Source organism: Embleya sp. NPDC056575 (assembly GCF_042793325.1).
Lineage (GTDB): Bacteria > Actinomycetota > Actinomycetes > Streptomycetales > Streptomycetaceae > Embleya.
Genome location: NZ_JBHTVA010000037.1, coordinates 1 through 18144, shown reverse-complemented (window position 1 = coordinate 18144; position 18144 = coordinate 1). Strand labels below are relative to the sequence as shown.

Here is an 18144-nt window from a genome sequence, read left to right as displayed (position 1 = left end):
GTGCGGTTCACCGTGTACGACTTCGAGGAAGCCGCACGCGCCCGACTGGATCCCGTATACGCCGACTTCATCGCGGGTGGAGCGCGCGACGAGATCACCGTACGGGCCAACGAGGCGGCCTTCACCCGGCTGCGACTGCTGCCCCGGGTGCTGCGGGGCAGTGACGAAAGGGACCTGTGCGTAAGCCTGTTCGGCGGCCGTGCACGCCTGCCGATCCTGCTCTCGCCGACCGCCTTCCACAAGCTGGTCGATCCGGAGGGAGAGGCGGCCACCGCCCGGGCCGCGGCCGCCGCCGGGGCGATCATGATCGTCTCCATGGCGTCCACGGTGGCGGTGGGCGAGGTCGCCGACGCGGCCCGCGCCGCCGCCGAGCCCGGCCAGGCACCGCCGCTGTGGTTCCAGCTCTACCTCCAACCCGACCCGGGGATCACCGAGGCGCTGGTGCGGCGGGCCGAGGGGGCCGGCTGTACCGCCCTCGTGGTCACCGTCGACTCCCCGGTGCTCGGGGCGGGCGAGCGCAACCGGCGCAACGGCTTCCACGACCTGCCGCCGGGGATGCGCTGCGAGAACCTGGTGGATCTGCGGGAGGGCGAGCGCGGGCACGTACGGCAGATCGCGATGTCCCCGGAGTTGTCCTGGGAACACGTGGATCGATTAAAGCGGTTCACCGATCTGCCGGTCCTGCTCAAGGGCGTGCTGCATCCCGAGGACGCGCGGCTCGCGGTTCGGCACGGTGTCGACGGTCTGCTGCTGTCCAACCACGGCGGGCGCCAACTCGACACCGTGCCACCGACATTGGAGCTGCTGCCCGAGCTGGTCGGCGCGGTGGCGGGACGCATCCCGATCGTGCTGGACGGCGGGATCCGCAGGGGCACCGACGTGGTCAAGGCGCTGGCGCTCGGCGCGATCGCCGTGGGTATCGGCCGACCGGTGATGTGGGCGCTGGCCGAGGGCGGCGAGAAGGGCGTACGACGGCTGCTGCACCTGCTGCGGGACGAACTCGACGACGCGCTGGCCCTGTGCGGCGCCGCCGGACTCGCCGATCTGACGCCCGACCTGGTCCGGGTGCCGGGGTGGGGATCCGCGCCAGGCCCCACCGTGACGCCGGGGGCGGACACCCGATTCGGCGGGGTGGTCGCATGAGCGCCGTCGGCTGGTCGATCGTCGGCGCGGTCGCGCTCCCGGTGGCGATGCTGCCCTACTGGCTGCCGAGGATCGTGGTCGCGCTGCGCGTCCGCGTCTTCGCCCGGGCGGGCGGTGCGGACGGTGTGCCCGCGCCCGGACCCGAGGTGCCCGCCGAGGAGTTCAAGCGGGTGTACGGGCATCCGGCGGCGGACGGCCGCAGCCGCGGCGCCGCCCTGTCCGACCTGTTCTGGTACTGGCTGGCCCCGGGCCCGGAAGTACACCAGGAACACCTGGAACCCGGGCCCCGCTACGACGACGTGGCCAGGACCACCCGCCGGATCCTGGCGGGCGTCTCCCGGGAGCAGTGGACCGAACTGGTCGGCCGCTGCACGCGCGATGTCCTGGACGAACTGACCGCCGGCGAACCCACGCCCGACGGTAGGCGCGAACACGAGCGCGCCGCGAGGACTTTGCACGTGCGCCTGCGCGACCTGATGATGCCCGTCTGGGCCGAGGTCTACTACGAGGTGGTCTTCCGCGAGCCCTGCCCGCGCCACGTCCGAAACCTGATCACCGACCACGCGAACGACGTGGTCGACTCGATCAAGTGCCTGGGCCTTCGGCACATGGACCGGCGGGCCCGGCTCACCGACCACCTGCGGACCCGGCTCGCCGACGACCCGCCGCCCGGGCCGCTGCCGGAGTCGCTGGACCGGCGGGAGCAGGCGTACTACCTCCAGGGCACGTTCTTCAACACCGCCGTGGTGCAGATGTCCGAGGCGTCGGCCCACCTGCTGCTGGCCCTGGCCACACACCGCGACGTGCAGACCCGCCTCCAGGCGCCCGGCTCGGATCCGGACCGGCTGGACCGGATCATCGACGAGACGCTGCTGCACTTCCCACTCTTCGGCGTGGCGCACCGGATCACCTCGGGAGAGATCCCCCGGGAGGGACGCGAGCCCATCCCGACCGGCTCGGTACTGCTGTTCAACTACCCCGAGTATCAGGGCTCCCAGGGCCTCGCCTTCGACCCCGATCGGTGGTTGTATCCGGACACGCGGCCCACCGAATACATCCCGTTCGGCGTCACCGCCAACCGCCCGTGCCCGGCCCGCGGCTTCGCCCTGCTCACCCTGCGGGTCGCGGCCGAGGAGACGCTGCGCCGCTTTCGGCTCGACTCCTCGGCGCAGCACACCCGTTCCCTGCCCAACCGGGGACCCTGCCTGCTCATCCCGCGTACCGATCCGGCCGCCGCGAACCCGCGCCGGCCCCGGGTCCGGCTCGCGGTGATGCGCCTCACGGACCGATGGGCCGCCGTCCCGCGCAGCCTCACCCAGCTCGTGCTCGGCGCCTACATGGTCCACGACGCCCGCCGACGGGGGTTGTGCCGCGCCTACTTCGGCGCCGCGTCCGCCGGTCCCGCGTCCGCCGGTCCCGCGCCCTCCGTTCCGGCCGGCCGATGAGAGGGGCGAGGCGATGACTCCGTCGGAACTCGCGCCCGTGTTCTTCCTGGCCGTCGTGGTGATCCTGCTGACGTGTCGGCTGGTCGTCTTCGTGGTGGGCCGCTTCGGGCAGCCGCCCGTGGTCGGCGAGATGATCGCCGGGGTGCTGCTCGGCCCCTCCCTGTTCGGGCTCATCGCCCCCGGCGCCTCCGCCGAGGTGTTCCCGCCCGAGCTGAAGCCGGTGTTGTACGTGGCCGGTCAAATCGGCCTGGTGGCGCTGATGTTCGCCACCGGGTACGAGTTCCGGGCGCACGCCGGACGCGGACTGGCCGGCACCGCGGTCGCGGTCTCCGCCGCCGGGGTGGTGATCCCGCTGGTCCTGGGCATGGGGTTGACCCTGGCGGCGTACGGGCACGTGGGGATCTTCGTCGACGGGGTGTCGGTCTGGGTCACGGCGGCCTTCGTCGGCGTCGCCCTGGCCATCACCGCGTTTCCGATGCTGGCCCGGATCATCACCGAACGCGGCCTGTCCGGAACCAGGTTCGGCTCCCTCGCGCTGGCCTCCGGCGCCACCGACGACGCCCTCGCCTGGATCATGCTGGCGGGGGTGCTGGGCGGGGCGTCCGGCGAGGTGCGACCGGTCGTCAAGACGATCGGCGGCTCCCTGCTGTTCGTCGTGGTGCTGTTCCTGCTGGGGCGCCTGCTGCTTCGCTGGATCGTGGAGCGTCCGGGGCTCGGCGACGACACTCGGCTCCTGCTCGTCGTCGTGGTGCTGTTCTGCGCCGCCTGGTTCACCGACAAGATCGACCTCTACGCGGTGTTCGGCGCGTTCTGCGTCGGGATGGCCATGCCGCGCGGAGAGAACTCGGAGCGGCTGGTGCTGTCCACCCAGTCCGTGACCCAGGTGGTGTTCGTGCCGATGTTCTTCACCTACTCCGGACTGAACACCCGATTCGACGTGTTCGCCGACCCGTCGGTGATGGTGTTCGGGGCGACGGCGGTGATCGTCGCGGTGGTCGGCAAGTTCGGTGGCTGCTGGGCCGCCGCACGGCTGCGCGGGGAGCCCCGGCCGGTGGCCGTCCGGGTCGGCGTACTGATGAACGCCCGAGGGCTGATGCAGCTGATCGCGCTCAACATCGGCCTTGCGGCGGGCATCGTCGGTGACGAACTGTTCGCGGCGCTGGTCCTGGTCGCCCTGATCACCACGATCATGACGGTTCCGCTGTTGAGCCTGTTCGATCGGCGCGAGGCGGGCGCGCGGTCGCGTGTGCCGGCGAGCCCGGAGGAGGAGGCGGTGCCGGCCGGTCGAGCGACCGGTGCGCGCGGCTCGGGTTTCGGGTAATTCCGGGCGCGGGCATGGGAGTTCGAGGCTGGGGCGCGGCCCGGCGGGAGTGCCGGGCCGTGCCCTGTGCGGGTGGTGTGTCGATGGCGTCTGTGTCGTCGCCCGGGGACGGCCTCGCCGGGGCGGAGGGCGGTGACCCTTGCGACGGGTGCGTGCGGTGACGGTGGCGGCTCAGCGTTTCGCGATGCTTCGGGTGCGGGATCCGGCGTCGGTGCGGCGGCCGAGGAAGTGTGCGACGGCCGCGCCCAGGCCGGCGAGGCCGCCGGTGGCTCCGGGTCTGCGGGCGAATCCGGTCAGGCGGCTCTTCCGGTCGAGCCGGGCCGGGGGTTCGGCTCGTTTGCTCCGGTAGACGCGCGTAACCTCCCGGTCGGGCTTGCCGGTCGGATCGGTGCTCGGGGGACCGGGTGGTGTGGCGGGGGGCGCCGGGGAGCGGGCCGAGGTGTCGAGTGTGGGTGTGCCGAGGGTTTCCGTGCCGCCCAGGACGGTGCTTTCCCGGATCGCGGTCAACCGGGCCGCGCGTTCGGCCAACGCCCGTGCGTGTAGGTCGAGCAGGAGTCCCCGCGGAAGCTCGAACAGGCGCTCGTAGGCGATCAGGAGCGGCTCGCCGGGCATGCGTCGGGCCTTCTCGAAGTCGGCGAACGCACTGTGCGAGCTGTATCCGAGACATCGGGCGAGGGCCCGGAGGGATAGCCCGCGCTCCAGACGCAGGCGGTACAGGGTCAGCCCCAACTCCCGGTGGCACGAGCCGATCGGCCGGGGTGCCGGGAGTTCGGTGCCCGTCGGGTCCTCGGGTCGCGGCGCGGCCGTCATCTCGCGGTTCCTTCACGACGGGGTAAGTGCGACATCTGGTGGTTCCTCCTTGGGGTGAAGGTGGTGCCTCCGGTGCGCTTGACGCCCTGTCCCGTCGAGCCGTCGTCGAACCGGGCCGGGTACGTCGCGCCGGCCTCCCGTGGCGTGGCCGGCGGAGATCGGAGGGGTGATCTCCGCACGCGACGTGCCGAACCTCGACGTGGGAAAACGTGGTGCTCGGGAAGGGGATCGGGTCGCCACTGAGCATATCCAGCACCGATCGCGGGCATTCCGGCTCGCACATAACGGCGAATCCGGCCGCGATGGCCGATTGTTGCCGGTGCCCCACGGGCCGGATGACCGATGCGGGCGTGTATCGGGGCTGTACTCGATCTGTACCCAATATGTTCGCGGACACGAAAATCCCGGCCGGAGTGGCCGCATGACGGCCCGTCGAGTGCGCCGAGGAGGCGGTGGCGGTGCCGTCCCGCCCCCTCGGCGACGGGGCGGTCAGGCCGTGACCGGCTCGGGTGTGGGGGAGTTGGGGGTGGCGCGCAGCCGGTCGGCGATGTCGCGGGCGTGGCGGATCGTGTCCGCTCGGGCGTCGACGAGGCACCGGTGGGCGAGCGGACGCAGCTCCGCCAGGGCGGGATTGACGTCGGCGGCGGTGAGTTCGGCCGTGGCGGCGACCACGTCCAGCCCCCAGACGTCGCCGAGGATGCGGTTCAGGTACGGCGTGGCGTGGTCCCAGCCGGCGCGCGGGGTGCCGGGAGCGTAGCCGCCGCCCCGGGCCTGGACGAGCAGGGCCGGGCGGCCGGGCACGATCGGGCGGCTGACGTCGGCGGCGCGGTGGTCGGTGATGATCAGGTCGATCCAGGTCTTGACCTGCTGGGGGACGCCGAAGTTGTACATCGGCACGGCGAGGAGGAAGGCGTCGGCGGACAGGAACTCGTCGGCCAGTTCCGTGCCGAGCGCGGTCGCCGCGCGTTGTTCCCGGGTACGGGCGTGTTCCGGCGTCGTCCGGCTCGCCTCGGCGATCGGCCAGACCGGGGGCAGGGGATGACGACCCAGGTCGCGCCGGACGAACTCGGCGTCCGGAAACGCCCGGGCCCACGCGGCCTCGGCGAGGTCGGCGAGGGATCGGCTGATCGAGCCTTCGACGCGGATGGCGGCATCGAGACGGAAGAACTTCACGGGGGCTCCTGGGGTGTCGGGGTGGGGTGTCGGTGTGACGTCGGGCCGGGGTCGGGGCGTGCGGGGGCGCGCCGGGGCGGCCCGGCGTGGGGCGGGATCTCGAATTTTCGGGCTCGGGCCTCGCCGTGCCGCGCGCGGCACGGGTGCCGCGAGGGGCCGACGGGTCGGCGGTAAAGTCGGCTGTCGTCTCCTCCATCGATCGGCATCGTGCTCGGTAGCGGCTCTTCTCCCCTCTGACTGATGCCTGATCGGAAAGGTGACCATGAACGGAACCGAGGCCCTGGCCGAGCGCTTCGAGGCGCATCGTGAGCACCTGCGCACGGTCGCCTATCGCATGCTCGGCTCGCTGGACGACGCCGACGACGCCGTGCAGGCGGCCTGGTTGCGGGTCGACCGGGCGGGGATCGACGGCGTCGAGAACCTGGGCGGGTGGCTGACCACGGTCACCGCGCGGGTGTGTCTCGACATGTTGCGGATCCGTCGGACCCGGGGCGAGGAACCGCTGACGGCGGTGCCGGAGGCGGTCCTGGAGCGGCCGGGCGGCCCCGAACCCGAACACGAGGCGGTGCTGGCCGAGTCCGTCGGCCTGGCCATGCTGGTCGTACTCGGCCGGCTGACCCCCGCCGAGCGGGTCGCCTTCGTCCTGCACGACATGTTCGCCGTGCCGTTCGCCGAGATCGCGCCGGTGGTGGGACGTACGCCGGTGGCGAGCAAGAAGCTGGCCAGCCGGGCGCGCGAGCGGGTACGCGGGCGGGCCGCGCTCGACGAGGCCGACCTGGCCCGGCACTACACCGTCGTGGACGCGTTCCTGGCCGCCTCGCGCGGCGGCGATCTGGACACGCTGGTCGAACTGCTCGCGCCGGACGTGGTGCGCCGCGTCGACCGGTTCGCGGTGCCGACCGGGGTGGCCGGCGAGGTCCGGGGCGCGCGGTCGGTGGCCGAGGAGACCCGGATGTTCGCCCACCGGGCCCGGCTGGGCACGGTCGCCCTCGTCGACGGGCGGCCCGGCATCGTGATCGCGCCGGGTGGGCGACTGTTCGCGGTACTGCGGCTGAGCTTCGCGGACGGGCGGATCACCGACATCGAGGTGATCGCGGAGCCGGCGCGGCTGGCCGGGGTGTCGCTGGGCGCGGGGCGACCGGGCGACTGAGCCGGCCGCCCGGGCCCGGTGTCAGCGGGTGTGGGGCGGGGCGACGGTGCGGTGGGCGGTCGGGGCGACGGCGGGACCGGCCACCGTCGCGGATCCCGCCGCCGGGGCGATCGCGGTCCACGGCATCGCGATCGGGCCCACGTCGACCGGCAGCGCGAGCGCGGTCCACAGGGATGGCAGGGTCGGGGCGGTGGTCGTCAGACCCAGGAGCACGCCCAGTGCCACGGTCGGCCCCGCCTCGGTGGCCGCCGTGCGTCGCACCCGGGCCGGCGTCGCGCCGGCCGACCGCAACGCCCGCCAGGCGGGGACCTGGTCGGCGGCCGAGATCGCCGCCGTGTTCCGACCGCGGTACCGGCCAGGGCGTTGGTGGTGACCAGCGCGTCGTGCTCGTCGTCCGTGCCGTGGGCCGTGGGCCGTGGCCGACGACGCGAGCACGAGGAGCGTCGTGGTGACACCGGCGACGCCGAGCGCGAGTGTGGGGAAGCTTCCGGCGAGATCGGCGAGCCTGCCGCGCACGGCGGCGCGTACGGCGAGGCGCCCGTGGGCGCGGGCAAGGGTCGACGGCACCCCACAGTCGATCCACGCCGACCCCCGGTGCCCGTGGTGGCGACGTCCCGACGTTTCCCGGGGACAACTCCCGGCTGCCGGGAAAGTCCCAGGCCCCGCCGGGCGTGGCCGCCGTCCCGGTGCGCGGCGATCCGGGTCTTCGGGCCACCCGACCGGAGGTCAGTCGTTCGGGGGAGCTTCGGTCGCCGGGTGGGTGGGGCGGGGTTACGGTGTTGCGTGGGTCACATGTGGTCGGAGTCCAGGGTAATCCGGGTTCTGAGCTGACTCGGTGTCAGGAGGCTTGGCAGGTAAGAGATTTGAGATCTGACGCTTCGTCAACTTATAACTGACGATACGTCAGATTCCTTTGTTTCAGCGGTAGTTGATCGCATCACGAGTCGTGGCTTCGGGGCGAACGGAGTTAGTGTCGGTCGGGTTGCCACGCTCGAGAAGCGACCCGGTCGGCCAGGGGCCGGGCCCGCGACACCTCCCCGGGAGCCGATCGCAGGCCTTGACGGGGACCAGGGATGAGGACCTCATGGCCATAGCGCTACCGCTGCGCGCCACCGACGATCCGTTCGGTACCGCGCCCACGTCGACCCCCGCCGTCTACACCGGACGGCCCGCGTCGACCCCCCGCACGCTCGTGGACATCCTGGACGCCACCGTCCGTGCCCACCCCAACGAACCCGCCCTCGACGACGGCCACCGTACGCTCACGTATCGTGCGCTGGCCGCCGAGGTGGAGGGCCTGCGCCGACGGCTCGCCGAGGCCGGGATCGGGGTCGGCGACCGGGTCGGCGTCCGGGTGCCCTCCGGCAGCAACGACCTGTACATCTGCATCCTCGCCGTGCTCGCCGCCGGCGCCGCCTACGTCCCGGTCGACGCCGAGGACCCCGACGAGCGCGCCGACCTGGTATTCGGCGAGGCCGGCGTGGCCGCCGTACTGGGCGCCGAACGCGACCTGCGCGTCACTCACGTGAGTGACCCGCGCCCGCCCGCCCGCCCCACCCCCGCCGACGACGCCTGGATCATCTTCACCTCCGGCTCCACCGGCAAGCCCAAGGGCGTCGCGGTCACCCACCGCAACGCCGCCGCCTTCGTCGACGCCGAGGCCGGCCTCTTCCTCCGGGACGAGCCGATCGGCCCCGGCGACCGGGTGATGGCGGGCCTGTCGGTCGCCTTCGACGCCTCCTGCGAGGAGATGTGGCTGGCCTGGCGCCACGGCGCCTGCCTGGTCACCGTGCCCCGCTCGCGCGTGCGCTCCGGCGCCGACCTCGGACCCTGGCTGGCCGAGCAGGAGATCACCGTGGTCTCCACCGTGCCCACCCTCGCCGCGCTGTGGCCGACCGAGGCGCTGCTCGATGTACGCCTGCTGATCTTCGGCGGCGAGGCCTGCCCGCCGGAGCTGGTCGAGCGGGTGGTCGCCGAGGGCCGCGAGGTGTGGAACACGTACGGCCCGACCGAGGCCACCGTGGTCGCCTGCGGCGCGCCGCTCACCGGCGAGGGCCCGGTCCGCATCGGCCTGCCGCTCGACGGCTGGGAGCTGGCCGTGGTGGACGCCGAGGGCCGCCCCGTCGCCATGGGCGAGACCGGCGAGCTGGTGATCGGCGGCGTCGGCCTGGCCCGCTACCTCGACCCGGCCAAGGACGCGGAGAAGTACGCCCCGCTGGAATCGATGGGGTGGACGCGCGCCTACCGCAGCGGCGACGTGGTCCGCGCCGACGCCGAGGGCCTGGTCTTCGTCGGCCGCGGCGACGAGCAGATCAAGCTCGGCGGCCGGCGCATCGAACTGGGCGAGATCGACGCGGCCCTTCAGGCACTGCCCGGAGTGGTGGGCGCCGCCGCGGCCGTCCGCACCGTCAAGGGCGGCAACCAGCTCCTGGTCGGCTACCTGGTCACCGGCGACGGCTGGGACCGCGAGGACGCGGTGGCCAGGCTGCGCGCCGAACTGCCCGCCGCCCTCGTACCCCGCCTCGCCCCGGTCGCCGACCTGCCCACCCGCACCTCCGGCAAGGTGGACCGCGACGCGCTGCCCTGGCCGCTCGCCGACACCGAGGACAGCGGCCCCGCCGAACAGCTGTACGGCACCGAAGCCTGGCTCGCCGAGCAGTGGACCGACGTGCTCGGCATCGCCCCCGACACCGCGCAGGACGACTTCTTCGCGATCGGCGGGAACAGCCTGGCCGCCGCCCGGCTCACCACGCTGCTGCGCGAGCGATATCCGGCCGCCGCCGTCGCGGACATCTACCAGCAGCCCACGCTGCGCAAACTCGCCCGCCGGCTGGAGCGCTCCGCCCAGGACGCGGGCGCGAGCCGCAAGGTGGCGCCCACGCCGACCCGGGCCCGGGTGGCCCAGCTGCTCCTGCTCGTCCCGCTGTACACGCTGATCGGCCTGCGCTGGACGGTCGGGCTGCTCGCGCTCGGCAACGTCGCCGCCTGGTTCGGCCACTACCCGTGGGCGCCCACCGCGTCCTGGTGGTGGGTCGCCGCCGGCGCGGTCGTGCTGTTCAGCCCGCCCGGCCGGGTGGCCATCTCCGCCGGCGGCGCCCGACTGCTGCTGCGCGGGCTGCGCCCGGGGACGTATCCGCGCGGCGGCGGGGTGCACCTGCGCCTGTGGGCGGCCGAGCAGCTGGCCGACGCGAGCGGGGCGACCTCGCTGTCCGGGGCCTGGCTGCTGCGCTACGCCCGCGCGCTCGGCGCCAAGGTCGGCCGCGACGTCGACCTGCACACGCTGCCGCCGGTCACCGGCCTGCTCAAGCTCGGCCGGGGCTGTGCGGTGGAGGCCGAGGTGGACCTGTCCGGCCACTGGCTGGACGGCGACCGCCTGGAGATCGGCGCGATCAAGGTCGGCGCCGGCGCGATCGTGGGCACCCGCAGCACGCTCTTCCCGGGCGCGCGGATCGGCCGCTCGGCAGAGGTGGCGGCGGGCTCCGCGGTCACCGGCAACGTGCCGCCGAGCCGGCGCTGGGGCGGGGTGCCGGCGGTACGGCTGGGCAAGGTGGACCGGGGCCGGTTCGGCGACCGGCCGCCGCGTCGGGCCTCCTGGTCGGTGCTGTACGGGGTGGCCGGGCTGCTGCCGACGCTGCTCCCGGTCCTGGCCGCGCTGCCCGCGCTGGCCGTGCTCGGCGCGTTCGTGCACCCCGGCGACGGGCTCGGTACGGCGCTCGGCGGCGCGCTGCTCGCGCTGGTTCCGGCGGTGGCCGCGTTCGCCGCGGTGTACGCGCTGTCGATCGTGCTGCTGGTCCGGCTGCTCAGCGTGGGCCTGCGTCCCGGCTACCACCCGCTGCACGGCCGGATCGGCTGGCAGGCGTGGACCGTCACCCAGTTGATGGACCTGGCCCGGGAGAAGTTGTTCCCGATCTACGCGAGCCTGTTCACGCCGGTGTGGTTGCGGGCGCTGGGGATGAAGGTGGGCAAGGGCGTGGAGGCGTCCACCGTGCTGGCGCTGCCGAGCCTGACCACCGTCGGCGACGGGGCGTTCCTGGCCGACGACACGCTCATCGCCTCCTACGAACTCGGCGGCGGGTGGATCCGGATCGGCGCGGCGACGATCGGCGAGCGGGCCTTCCTGGGCAACTCCGGGATGACCGCGCCCGGCCGCTCGGTGCCCGCGCGCGGCCTGGTCGGCGTGTTGTCGGCGACGCCGAAGAAGACCAAGAAGGGCGGCTCGTACCTGGGCATGCCGCCGATGCGCCTGCCGCGCTCGGCCGACGTCGCCGACCAGGGCCTGACCTACGACCCGCCGGCCCGGCTGCGCTGGGCGCGCGGCCTGGTCGAGCTGTGCCGGGCGATCCCGGTGTTGTGCTCGGCGGCGCTGGCGCTGCTCACGCTCGCGGTGCTGGCCTGGCTCGGCACGTACTCGCTCGTCCTGGCCGCGCTGCTCTCCGGCCTGGTCCTGCTCGCCTGCGGGGTGGCGGCGTGTGTGGTGTCGATCGCGGCCAAGTGGCTCCTGGTCGGGCGTTTCCGCCCCGTCGAGCACCCGCTGTGGAGCGGCTTCGTGTGGCGCAACGAGCTGGCCGACACCTTCGTCGAGGTGCTGGCCGTGCCGTGGCTGGTCGGCCGGGTCTCCGGGACGTCCGTGCTCAACCTGTGGCTGCGCGGCCTGGGCGCGCACATCGGGCGCGGCGTGTGGTGCGAGAGCTACTGGCTGCCCGAGGCCGACCTGGTCACCCTGGAGGACGCGGCGAGCGTGGGACGCGGCTGCGTACTCCAGACGCATCTCTTCCACGACCGGATCATGCGCATGGATACTGTGATCCTTCGCGAGGGCGCCACGCTCGGCCCGCGCGGGATCGTACTGCCCGGCAGCACGATCGGGGCACGCAGCACGCTGGGCCCCGCCTCGCTGGTGATGCGGGGCGAGACCGTTCCGGAGGACACCGGCTGGCTGGGCAATCCGATCGAGGTCTGGCGACGGTAATGCGTTTCGAGACGGCGTCGCGCGACGCGGCTCGTCCCGCGACGGTGGGCGCGACGGGGACGGAGCACGAATCGGTGAGCGACCAGGGGCCGCGCACGGGTGCCGGCGAGGCGTACTTCGCCACACACGGCGACCCGCGCTATCGCGTCCACCGCTACGAGTTGACCCTGGACTACCGCCCGGGTCCCAACCGCCTGGCCGGCAGCGCCCGGATCGGCGCGGTGGCCGGTGACCGCCCGCTCGGCGACATCGTGCTCGACCTGGCCGAGTTCCGCATCGGCCGGGTGCTCGTGGACGGTCACCAGGCGCGCTACACGCACCGCGCGGGCAAGTTGCGGGTGCGGCCGGGCACGGCGATCCGGGCTCGGGCGGCGTTCACCGTCGAGGTGCACTACGTCGGCAATCCCAAGCCGGTACGCAGCCCCTGGGGAGGGGTCGGCTGGGAGGAGTTGACCGACGGCTCGCTCGTGGCCGGTCAGCCGATCGGCGCGCCGTCCTGGTACCCGTGCAACGACCGGGTCGACGACAAGGCGGCCTACCAGATCTCGGTCACCGCGCCGTCGATGTACGCCGTGGTGGTCGGCGGCCGGCTGCTCACCCGCAGCAGCCGGGGCGGCAACTCCACCTGGGTCTACGAGCAGCCCGCGCCCACCGCGAGCTACCTGGTCACCGTCTCGATCGGGCGCTACGAGAGCGTCCCGCTCCCGGGGACGGGCGTGCCGCAGGTCGCGCACGTGCCGGCGCGGCTGGTGTCCCGGTTCCGGTCGGACTTCGGCCGGCAGCCGCAGATGATGACGCTGTTCGAGGAGCTGTTCGGGCCGTACCCGTTCGGCGAGTACACCGTGGTGGTCACCGACGACGACCTGGACATCCCGATAGAGGCGCAGGGGATGGCCACCTTCGGGGCCAATCACGTGGACGGGGCGCGCGGCGCCGAACGGCTGGTCGCGCACGAGTTGGCGCACCAGTGGTTCGGGAACAGCGTGGGCCTGGCCGACTGGCGGCACATCTGGCTGAACGAGGGCTTCGCGCGCTACGCGGAGTGGTTGTGGTCCGAGCGCTCGGGCGGGCGCAGCGCCGCCGTGCAGGCCGCGATCGAGCACACCGACCTGAGCGGTCGGCCGCAGGACCTGCTGCTCGGGTCGCCGCGCCCGAAGCTGATCTTCGACGACCGGATCTACGGGCGGGGCGCGCTGACCGTGCACGCGGTGCGGTGTGCGCTGGGCGATGCGGCGTTCTTCGCGATGTTGCGGGACTGGGCCACGGCACACCGGCACGGGCTGGTGAGCACCGACGACTTCACCGCGCACGTCGCGCGGTACGCCTCCCGGCCGCTGGACACGTTGTTCGAGGCGTGGTTGGACCGCGAGGCGCTGCCACCGTTGCCGGTGGGGCAGGCCGCCTCGGCGCCGCCGGCCGGGCGTGCCGATTCGGCCGCGCCGCCGCAGCGGCGGGGGCGGTTGGGGTGGCCCTGGACGTCGGGGCAGGGCGGATCCTCCGGCTGAACCGGAGGCCGGCGATGTGGGGGCGGGGCGATCCGGCATACGGTGCGGGGAGGCCGGCGTCGACGAGAGGAATGCCGTGATGAGCCAGGACGAGACCGCGAACCCTGCTTCCGCGCCCCGAGGTTGTGCGGTGGTGACCGGCGCAAGCAGCGGGATCGGCGCCGCGACCGCCGTGCACCTGGCGGGTCTGGGCTACGACGTGGTGCTCGGCGCGCGGCGCAAGGACCGGTTGGAGGAGGTGGTCGCGCGCTGCGCCGGAAGGGGCCGGGCGCTGCCGTTGGACGTCGCCGATCCGGACTCGGTCGCCGCGTTCGCCGCCGAGGTGGAGCGGTGTGACGTGCTGGTCAACAACGCGGGCTTCGCGCGCGGCACGGAGTCGGTGGCGGAGGCCGACGAGGCGGCGTGGACGGCGATGTACGAGACGAATGTGCTCGGGACGTTGCGGGTGACGAAGGCGTTCCTGCCACTGCTGATCGCCTCCGGCGACGGTCAGGTGATCACGATCGGGTCGGTGGCGGGGCGGGAGCCGTACGAGGGCGGCGCCGGGTACAACGCGGCCAAGCACGCGGTGACGGCGATGACGCGGGTGTTGCGACTGGAGCTGCGCGGGCAGCCGGTGCGGGTGTGCCAGATCGATCCGGGCATGGTCGAGACCGAGTTCACGCTGAACCGGCTCGGCGGGGACGCCGAGGGCGCGTCGGCGGTGTACGCGGGGATGACGCCGCTGGTGGCCCAGGACATCGCGGAATGCGTGGGGTGGGTGGCGACCCGGCCGCCGCACGTGAACATCGACGCGATGACGGTGCTGGCCCGCGACCAGACGTCGGCGCGCGTGGTGCACCGGCGGGCCTGAACGCGGGCGGCGTGCCTGCGGGTTCACGCCATCACCCCCGCCGCGCGCGCGGCCACGGCCCAGTCGTGGGCGGGCCGCGTGCGGGCGTCGGCCTGCGCGGGTCCTTCGGCGTAGCGTCGTCGCCGCGCGGCGAGTTCGCCCGGCGTCATCAGGTACGGCGGAACGACTGTCGCCGAGTCCTGCACCGGTGGTTCGTCACCGGCGGGCCCCGGCGGCACGAACTCCCGCCACCCGCCTCGCCGGTCCGCCGGTTTCGGCGCGGAGGGCCCGCCCGCTCCCGGGGCTCGCACGGCCCGGCCCCCGGGCCGGTCGCGGGACGCGGGGGCCAAGAGTCGCAGCACCCAAGAACGCGCGCGGGCAAGAGAATTCCTCACGTGGTCGACGTCCTTCCCGGAGGTGGGGACAAGGTCGCGCGCGGCGGCGTGCCGGAACCCGGGTAGCGGCAATCCGGCGAGCACGTGCACGGTGGGTTTGTGGACATGGATACGTCGCCGAACGGCCACGAAGCGAGCCCGCCGGTGAACAGTTCGGGTGGCTTCACCATGTGGGTTCCCGACTGGTCGACGCGGTAGACCGCAAGCCACATCCGGCCACTGCCGGCTGCACGCTGCGGGCTGCGTTCGTTCGGTTCCAGGTCTCGCATTCGACTGCGCTCCTCACGATGTCCGCGCTTCACTGTGCGTATTGCGATGGTGGCGCGGCGCATAGCCACTTTGGAGTGAGCGCCCGTCCCGACTTTTTGTGGGAAAGGTGGGTGACCCCATGCGCTTCGAGGCAGCTCCCGATGGCGAAAAACGTTTGCACCGGTTCGGACTCGCTATCAGGGCACAGCGCGAACGGATGGGCTTGACGCTGGCCGACATGGCGGCGGCGTACGGCTATTCGACGTCGACATGGTCTCGCTACGAAAACGGCAGTCCCATCCCGCCGGAGCTGCCTGCGAAGTTGGACGAACTCATGGGAACCCACGGCATGTTCGCCGTTCTCTGGGACATGATCAAGGATGAGCGGTGGCCGAACCGGTATCGCGATTACATGCGACTCGAAGATGGGGCAAAGGAGATCGCCGAGTACGCGCCGTACGTAGTCCCAGGTCTGTTGCAGACCCCCGAGTACGCTCGTGCGCTGTTCGAAGCCGTGAACCCGGATGCCACCGCCGACACGATCGAGTCCATGGTGGATCTTCGAATGAGTCGTCAGGCTCGGCTGCGCGGCTCCGACCCGCCCTACGTTTCCGCCGTGCTCGACGAAACAGTCATCAGGCGGGCGGTTGGCGGTCCGGCCGTTCTATGTGCGCAACTCGAAGCGCTGTTGCCCCTCGTGGATACGTCGCGAACGCTCCTGCGGGTTGCTCCGCTTGCCAGAGGTGCACACGCCGCTCTGGGCGCTCCGCTGATCATGCTTGGCTTGCCCGATGGCGGGCAGATCGCGTATCTCGAAGGGCTCGTCAACGGGCAACTTCTCGAAGACCCGGATACTGTGCGGGCTCGTCGGCGGTCCTACGATCGGGTTAGCGCCGAAGCGCTGACGCCGGGTGAATCGGCAGCCCTGATTACGGCGGTCATCAAGGAGAAGCAGTCATGATCCAAGTTCCCCGTCTCGGCGATGCGGTGTGGCGCAAGTCGAGCCACAGCAACGGGGATGGAGGTGCCTGCGTGGAAGTTGCCCCCGGCTTCGAGGTCGTGCCGGTTCGGGACTCAAAGGACCCGAGCGTGGGTTACCTGGTCGTTGCCCCGGGCTCCTGGTCGGCGCTGGTGTCGATGTTGCGTGAAGTCTGACGCGCGGTCGGCGTGAAGGCACGCAGGCGCTCGACCGGGCTTCCGGTCGAGCGCCTTGCATGTGCGGCGTGTGTCTCAGGCGGGGATCGGATCCGGCTCGGCGTACGGGCTGAGCATGGTGTCGAAGTAGACCTCCGGGGCCTCCTCCAGGTAGGTCGACAGGTTGTCCAGGAAGGCGCGCAGCGGCGGCAGCGCGTTGTGTCGGTCCAGGTCTTCCCGGGAGCGCCAGACCTCGTAGAGGAAGAAGCGGCCGTCCTCGTGCTCGTGGAGGTGGTACTGCAGGTTGCCGGGCTCCTGCCGGGTGGGTTCCACCAAAGATGAGAGGACGCGCCGGACTTCGTCCGCGTACTCCGGCCGGGGGCGCAGGAATCCGTAAAGGGCCAGGGGGCGAGCTGTGTTCGTCATGGCCCCACGCTAAGATCTCACATCGATGTGAGATTCAAGGGGATGTGAGGAGCAGCACATGAAGATCGGTGAGCTCGCCGCCATCACCGGCACCCCGGTCCGACTGCTGCGCTACTACGAGGAGCAGGGGCTCCTGGAGCCCGACCGCCTCGACAGCGGCCACCGCCGCTACGGCGACGGCGCGCCCGCCGTGGTCCGACGCATCCGCGCGCTGCTGGACGCCGGCCTGCCGACCCGCGTCATCCGCGACCTGCAGCCGTGCATCCGCCAAGACGGCACGATCGCCGAATGCACGCTGGAGACCCTCCAACAACACCTCGAAGGTCTGGACAACCGGATCTCCGCACTCTCGGAAACCCGCACCTCCCTGGCCGACCTCATCTCCGCCACCCAGGCCCACGAACGGGCCCTCGTCTAGGGCGGCAGCCTCTCACACGCGTCGGGGCCCGACGCCCTCCCCGCCGAGCGTGTCGCCCGGGTTCAGCAAGGCACATGCCTTCATCGACAGGCATCCGCAGCCGATGCACCCGGTGAGTTCGGCTTCGAGTCGCTCGATGGTCTGCCGACGCTCCTCCAGTCGCCGCTTCCAACCACGCGAGGCGCGCTGCCACTCCTGATGGCTGGGCGGCCGGTCGAGCGGCACATCGGCGAACGCCTCCCGAAGGTCCTGCAACGGGATGCCGATCCGCTTCGCGACCGAGATCAACGCGACGCGGCGAAGCATGTGGCGCGGGTAGCGGCGCTGGTTGCGATCGTCGCGCTCGGATGCGATCAGACCGAGTTCCTCGTAGAACCGCAGAGCGGAGACGGCCGCCCCGGTCCGGGCGCTCACCTCACCGATGGTCAGCCAGTCGTCCGGCCGGGGTCGAACCTTGCCGGAACGGTAGCTCGTCATGGGCGGCCTCCTGTTGACCTCAACATTACTTGAGGTCATACGTTCGGCCGCGCCGCAACGGTACGAACGACCTGGAAGGGACCGCAGTTCGATGACGTATGTGATCGCTTTGCCCTGTGTGGACGTCACCGACAAAGCATGTATCGAGGAGTGCCCCATCGACTGCATCTATGAGGGCGAGCGCATGCTCTACATCCAGCCGTACGAGTGCATCGACTGCGGCGCGTGCGAGCCGGTATGCCCCGTCGAAGCGATCTACTCCGAGGACGACATGCCGCAGGAGTGGCAGCACTTCAACGAAGTCAACGCCGAGTTCTTCGCCACCCTCGGCGATCCCGGCGGCAGCGCGAAGCTCGGCCCGACAGGCCGAGACCACCCGCTCGTGACCGCACTGCCACCCCAGGGCGACGCGGCTTGACCCTGTCGGTCGCTCAGGCCGTGTCCAACGATGCGTGAGTATCCACCGGGCCCTGGCCGGACATCACAAAGCCCGGGCGTACCCCGATGTCGTCGAGGCGGCCCACGCCGACTTCGCGGCCCTGCGTCAACGTTGGACGACCGCGTCCACCCGCTCGCGGCGGACCGCTACCGGTCGGTCCAATCCTCCTCAAGGGCCCGTTTGGCGTCACCCCCGGTCTTCGCCTGTGTTGCCCCCGTGGTCCCGCCGTGCCGGGGCCGATGTCGCCGGCCCCGGCAC

General features: G+C 72.3%; 17 protein-coding genes. 11 read left to right on the top strand and 6 right to left on the bottom strand.

Annotation, left to right across the window (positions count from 1 at the left end):
- Genes ACFRCG_RS27370 through ACFRCG_RS27360 form a run of 3 tightly spaced genes read left to right on the top strand, consistent with a single transcriptional unit; the run spans position 1 to position 3909 of the window.
- Positions 1-1143, top strand: coding sequence for an alpha-hydroxy acid oxidase (locus ACFRCG_RS27370; protein ID WP_380036218.1), 1143 nt, complete (start codon positions 1-3; stop codon positions 1141-1143).
- Positions 1140-2588 (top strand): cytochrome P450, encoded by a 1449-nt coding sequence (locus tag ACFRCG_RS27365; protein ID WP_380036216.1) that lies wholly within the window; start codon positions 1140-1142, stop codon positions 2586-2588. The genes ACFRCG_RS27370 and ACFRCG_RS27365 overlap by 4 nt, the downstream gene beginning before the upstream one ends.
- A 13-nt stretch (positions 2589-2601) precedes the next feature.
- Entirely contained in the window at positions 2602-3909 is a 1308-nt protein-coding gene (locus tag ACFRCG_RS27360) for a cation:proton antiporter (RefSeq protein ID WP_380036214.1), read from the top strand.
- A 171-nt stretch (positions 3910-4080) separates the two neighbouring features.
- Here ACFRCG_RS27360 and ACFRCG_RS27355 read toward each other — a convergent pair whose 3' ends face one another.
- Positions 4081-4719, bottom strand: a complete 639-nt coding sequence (locus ACFRCG_RS27355; RefSeq protein WP_380036212.1) for a helix-turn-helix domain-containing protein — start codon at positions 4717-4719, stop codon at positions 4081-4083.
- A gap of 489 nt (positions 4720-5208) precedes the next feature.
- Positions 5209-5892, bottom strand: coding sequence for an FMN-dependent NADH-azoreductase (locus ACFRCG_RS27350; RefSeq protein ID WP_380036210.1), 684 nt, complete (start codon positions 5890-5892; stop codon positions 5209-5211).
- 262 nt (positions 5893-6154) lie between these two features.
- Here ACFRCG_RS27350 and ACFRCG_RS27345 point away from each other — a divergent pair, with 262 nt between their 5' ends.
- Entirely contained in the window at positions 6155-7042 is an 888-nt protein-coding gene (locus ACFRCG_RS27345; RefSeq protein WP_380036208.1) for a sigma-70 family RNA polymerase sigma factor, read from the top strand.
- Positions 7043-7063: 21 nt separating this feature from the next.
- On the opposite strand, the gene ACFRCG_RS27340 is transcribed toward ACFRCG_RS27345, so the two are convergent.
- On the bottom strand, positions 7064-7609 hold the full coding sequence (locus ACFRCG_RS27340; RefSeq protein WP_380036206.1) for a hypothetical protein: 546 nt from the start codon (positions 7607-7609) through the stop codon (positions 7064-7066).
- Between the two features lie 517 nt (positions 7610-8126).
- On the opposite strand from ACFRCG_RS27340, the gene ACFRCG_RS27335 reads away from it, so the two are divergent.
- The 3 genes from ACFRCG_RS27335 (at position 8127) to ACFRCG_RS27325 (ending at position 14369) form a co-directional block, all read left to right on the top strand.
- Complete coding sequence (locus ACFRCG_RS27335; RefSeq protein WP_380036204.1) at positions 8127-12011, top strand: Pls/PosA family non-ribosomal peptide synthetase; 3885 nt, start codon at positions 8127-8129, stop codon at positions 12009-12011.
- Positions 12011-13516, top strand: coding sequence for a M1 family metallopeptidase (locus ACFRCG_RS27330; protein ID WP_380036202.1), 1506 nt, complete (start codon positions 12011-12013; stop codon positions 13514-13516). The genes ACFRCG_RS27335 and ACFRCG_RS27330 overlap by 1 nt, the downstream gene beginning before the upstream one ends.
- A gap of 79 nt (positions 13517-13595) precedes the next feature.
- The gene (locus tag ACFRCG_RS27325; RefSeq protein WP_380036200.1) at positions 13596-14369 is read left to right on the top strand and encodes an SDR family NAD(P)-dependent oxidoreductase; all 774 of its coding nucleotides are present in this window, start codon (positions 13596-13598) and stop codon (positions 14367-14369) included.
- A gap of 23 nt (positions 14370-14392) precedes the next feature.
- Here the strand turns inward: ACFRCG_RS27325 and ACFRCG_RS27320 are convergent, their stop codons facing one another.
- On the bottom strand, positions 14393-14554 hold the full coding sequence (locus ACFRCG_RS27320; RefSeq protein WP_380036198.1) for a hypothetical protein: 162 nt from the start codon (positions 14552-14554) through the stop codon (positions 14393-14395).
- Between the two features lie 577 nt (positions 14555-15131).
- Here ACFRCG_RS27320 and ACFRCG_RS27315 point away from each other — a divergent pair.
- Entirely contained in the window at positions 15132-15953 is an 822-nt protein-coding gene (locus ACFRCG_RS27315) for a helix-turn-helix domain-containing protein (protein WP_380036196.1), read from the top strand.
- The gene (locus tag ACFRCG_RS27310) at positions 15950-16147 is read left to right on the top strand and encodes a DUF397 domain-containing protein (RefSeq protein ID WP_380036194.1); all 198 of its coding nucleotides are present in this window, start codon (positions 15950-15952) and stop codon (positions 16145-16147) included. The genes ACFRCG_RS27315 and ACFRCG_RS27310 overlap by 4 nt, the downstream gene beginning before the upstream one ends.
- Positions 16148-16222: 75 nt before the next feature.
- Here ACFRCG_RS27310 and ACFRCG_RS27305 read toward each other — a convergent pair whose 3' ends face one another.
- Positions 16223-16552: a putative quinol monooxygenase gene (locus ACFRCG_RS27305; RefSeq protein ID WP_380036192.1), complete on the bottom strand. Its 330-nt coding sequence runs from the start codon at positions 16550-16552 to the stop codon at positions 16223-16225.
- Between the two features lie 58 nt (positions 16553-16610).
- Here ACFRCG_RS27305 and ACFRCG_RS27300 point away from each other — a divergent pair, with 58 nt between their 5' ends.
- Entirely contained in the window at positions 16611-16970 is a 360-nt protein-coding gene (locus tag ACFRCG_RS27300; RefSeq protein WP_380036190.1) for a MerR family transcriptional regulator, read from the top strand.
- Between the two features lie 12 nt (positions 16971-16982).
- Here ACFRCG_RS27300 and soxR read toward each other — a convergent pair whose 3' ends face one another.
- Positions 16983-17447, bottom strand: a complete 465-nt coding sequence (gene soxR / locus ACFRCG_RS27295) for a redox-sensitive transcriptional activator SoxR (RefSeq protein ID WP_380036188.1) — start codon at positions 17445-17447, stop codon at positions 16983-16985.
- 91 nt (positions 17448-17538) lie between these two features.
- Here soxR and fdxA point away from each other — a divergent pair, with 91 nt between their 5' ends.
- Positions 17539-17865 carry a ferredoxin gene (fdxA, locus tag ACFRCG_RS27290; protein WP_380036186.1) on the top strand — a complete coding sequence of 109 codons (327 nt, stop codon included), beginning with the start codon at positions 17539-17541 and terminating at the stop codon, positions 17863-17865.
- The last annotated feature ends 279 nt before the right edge of the window (positions 17866-18144 follow it).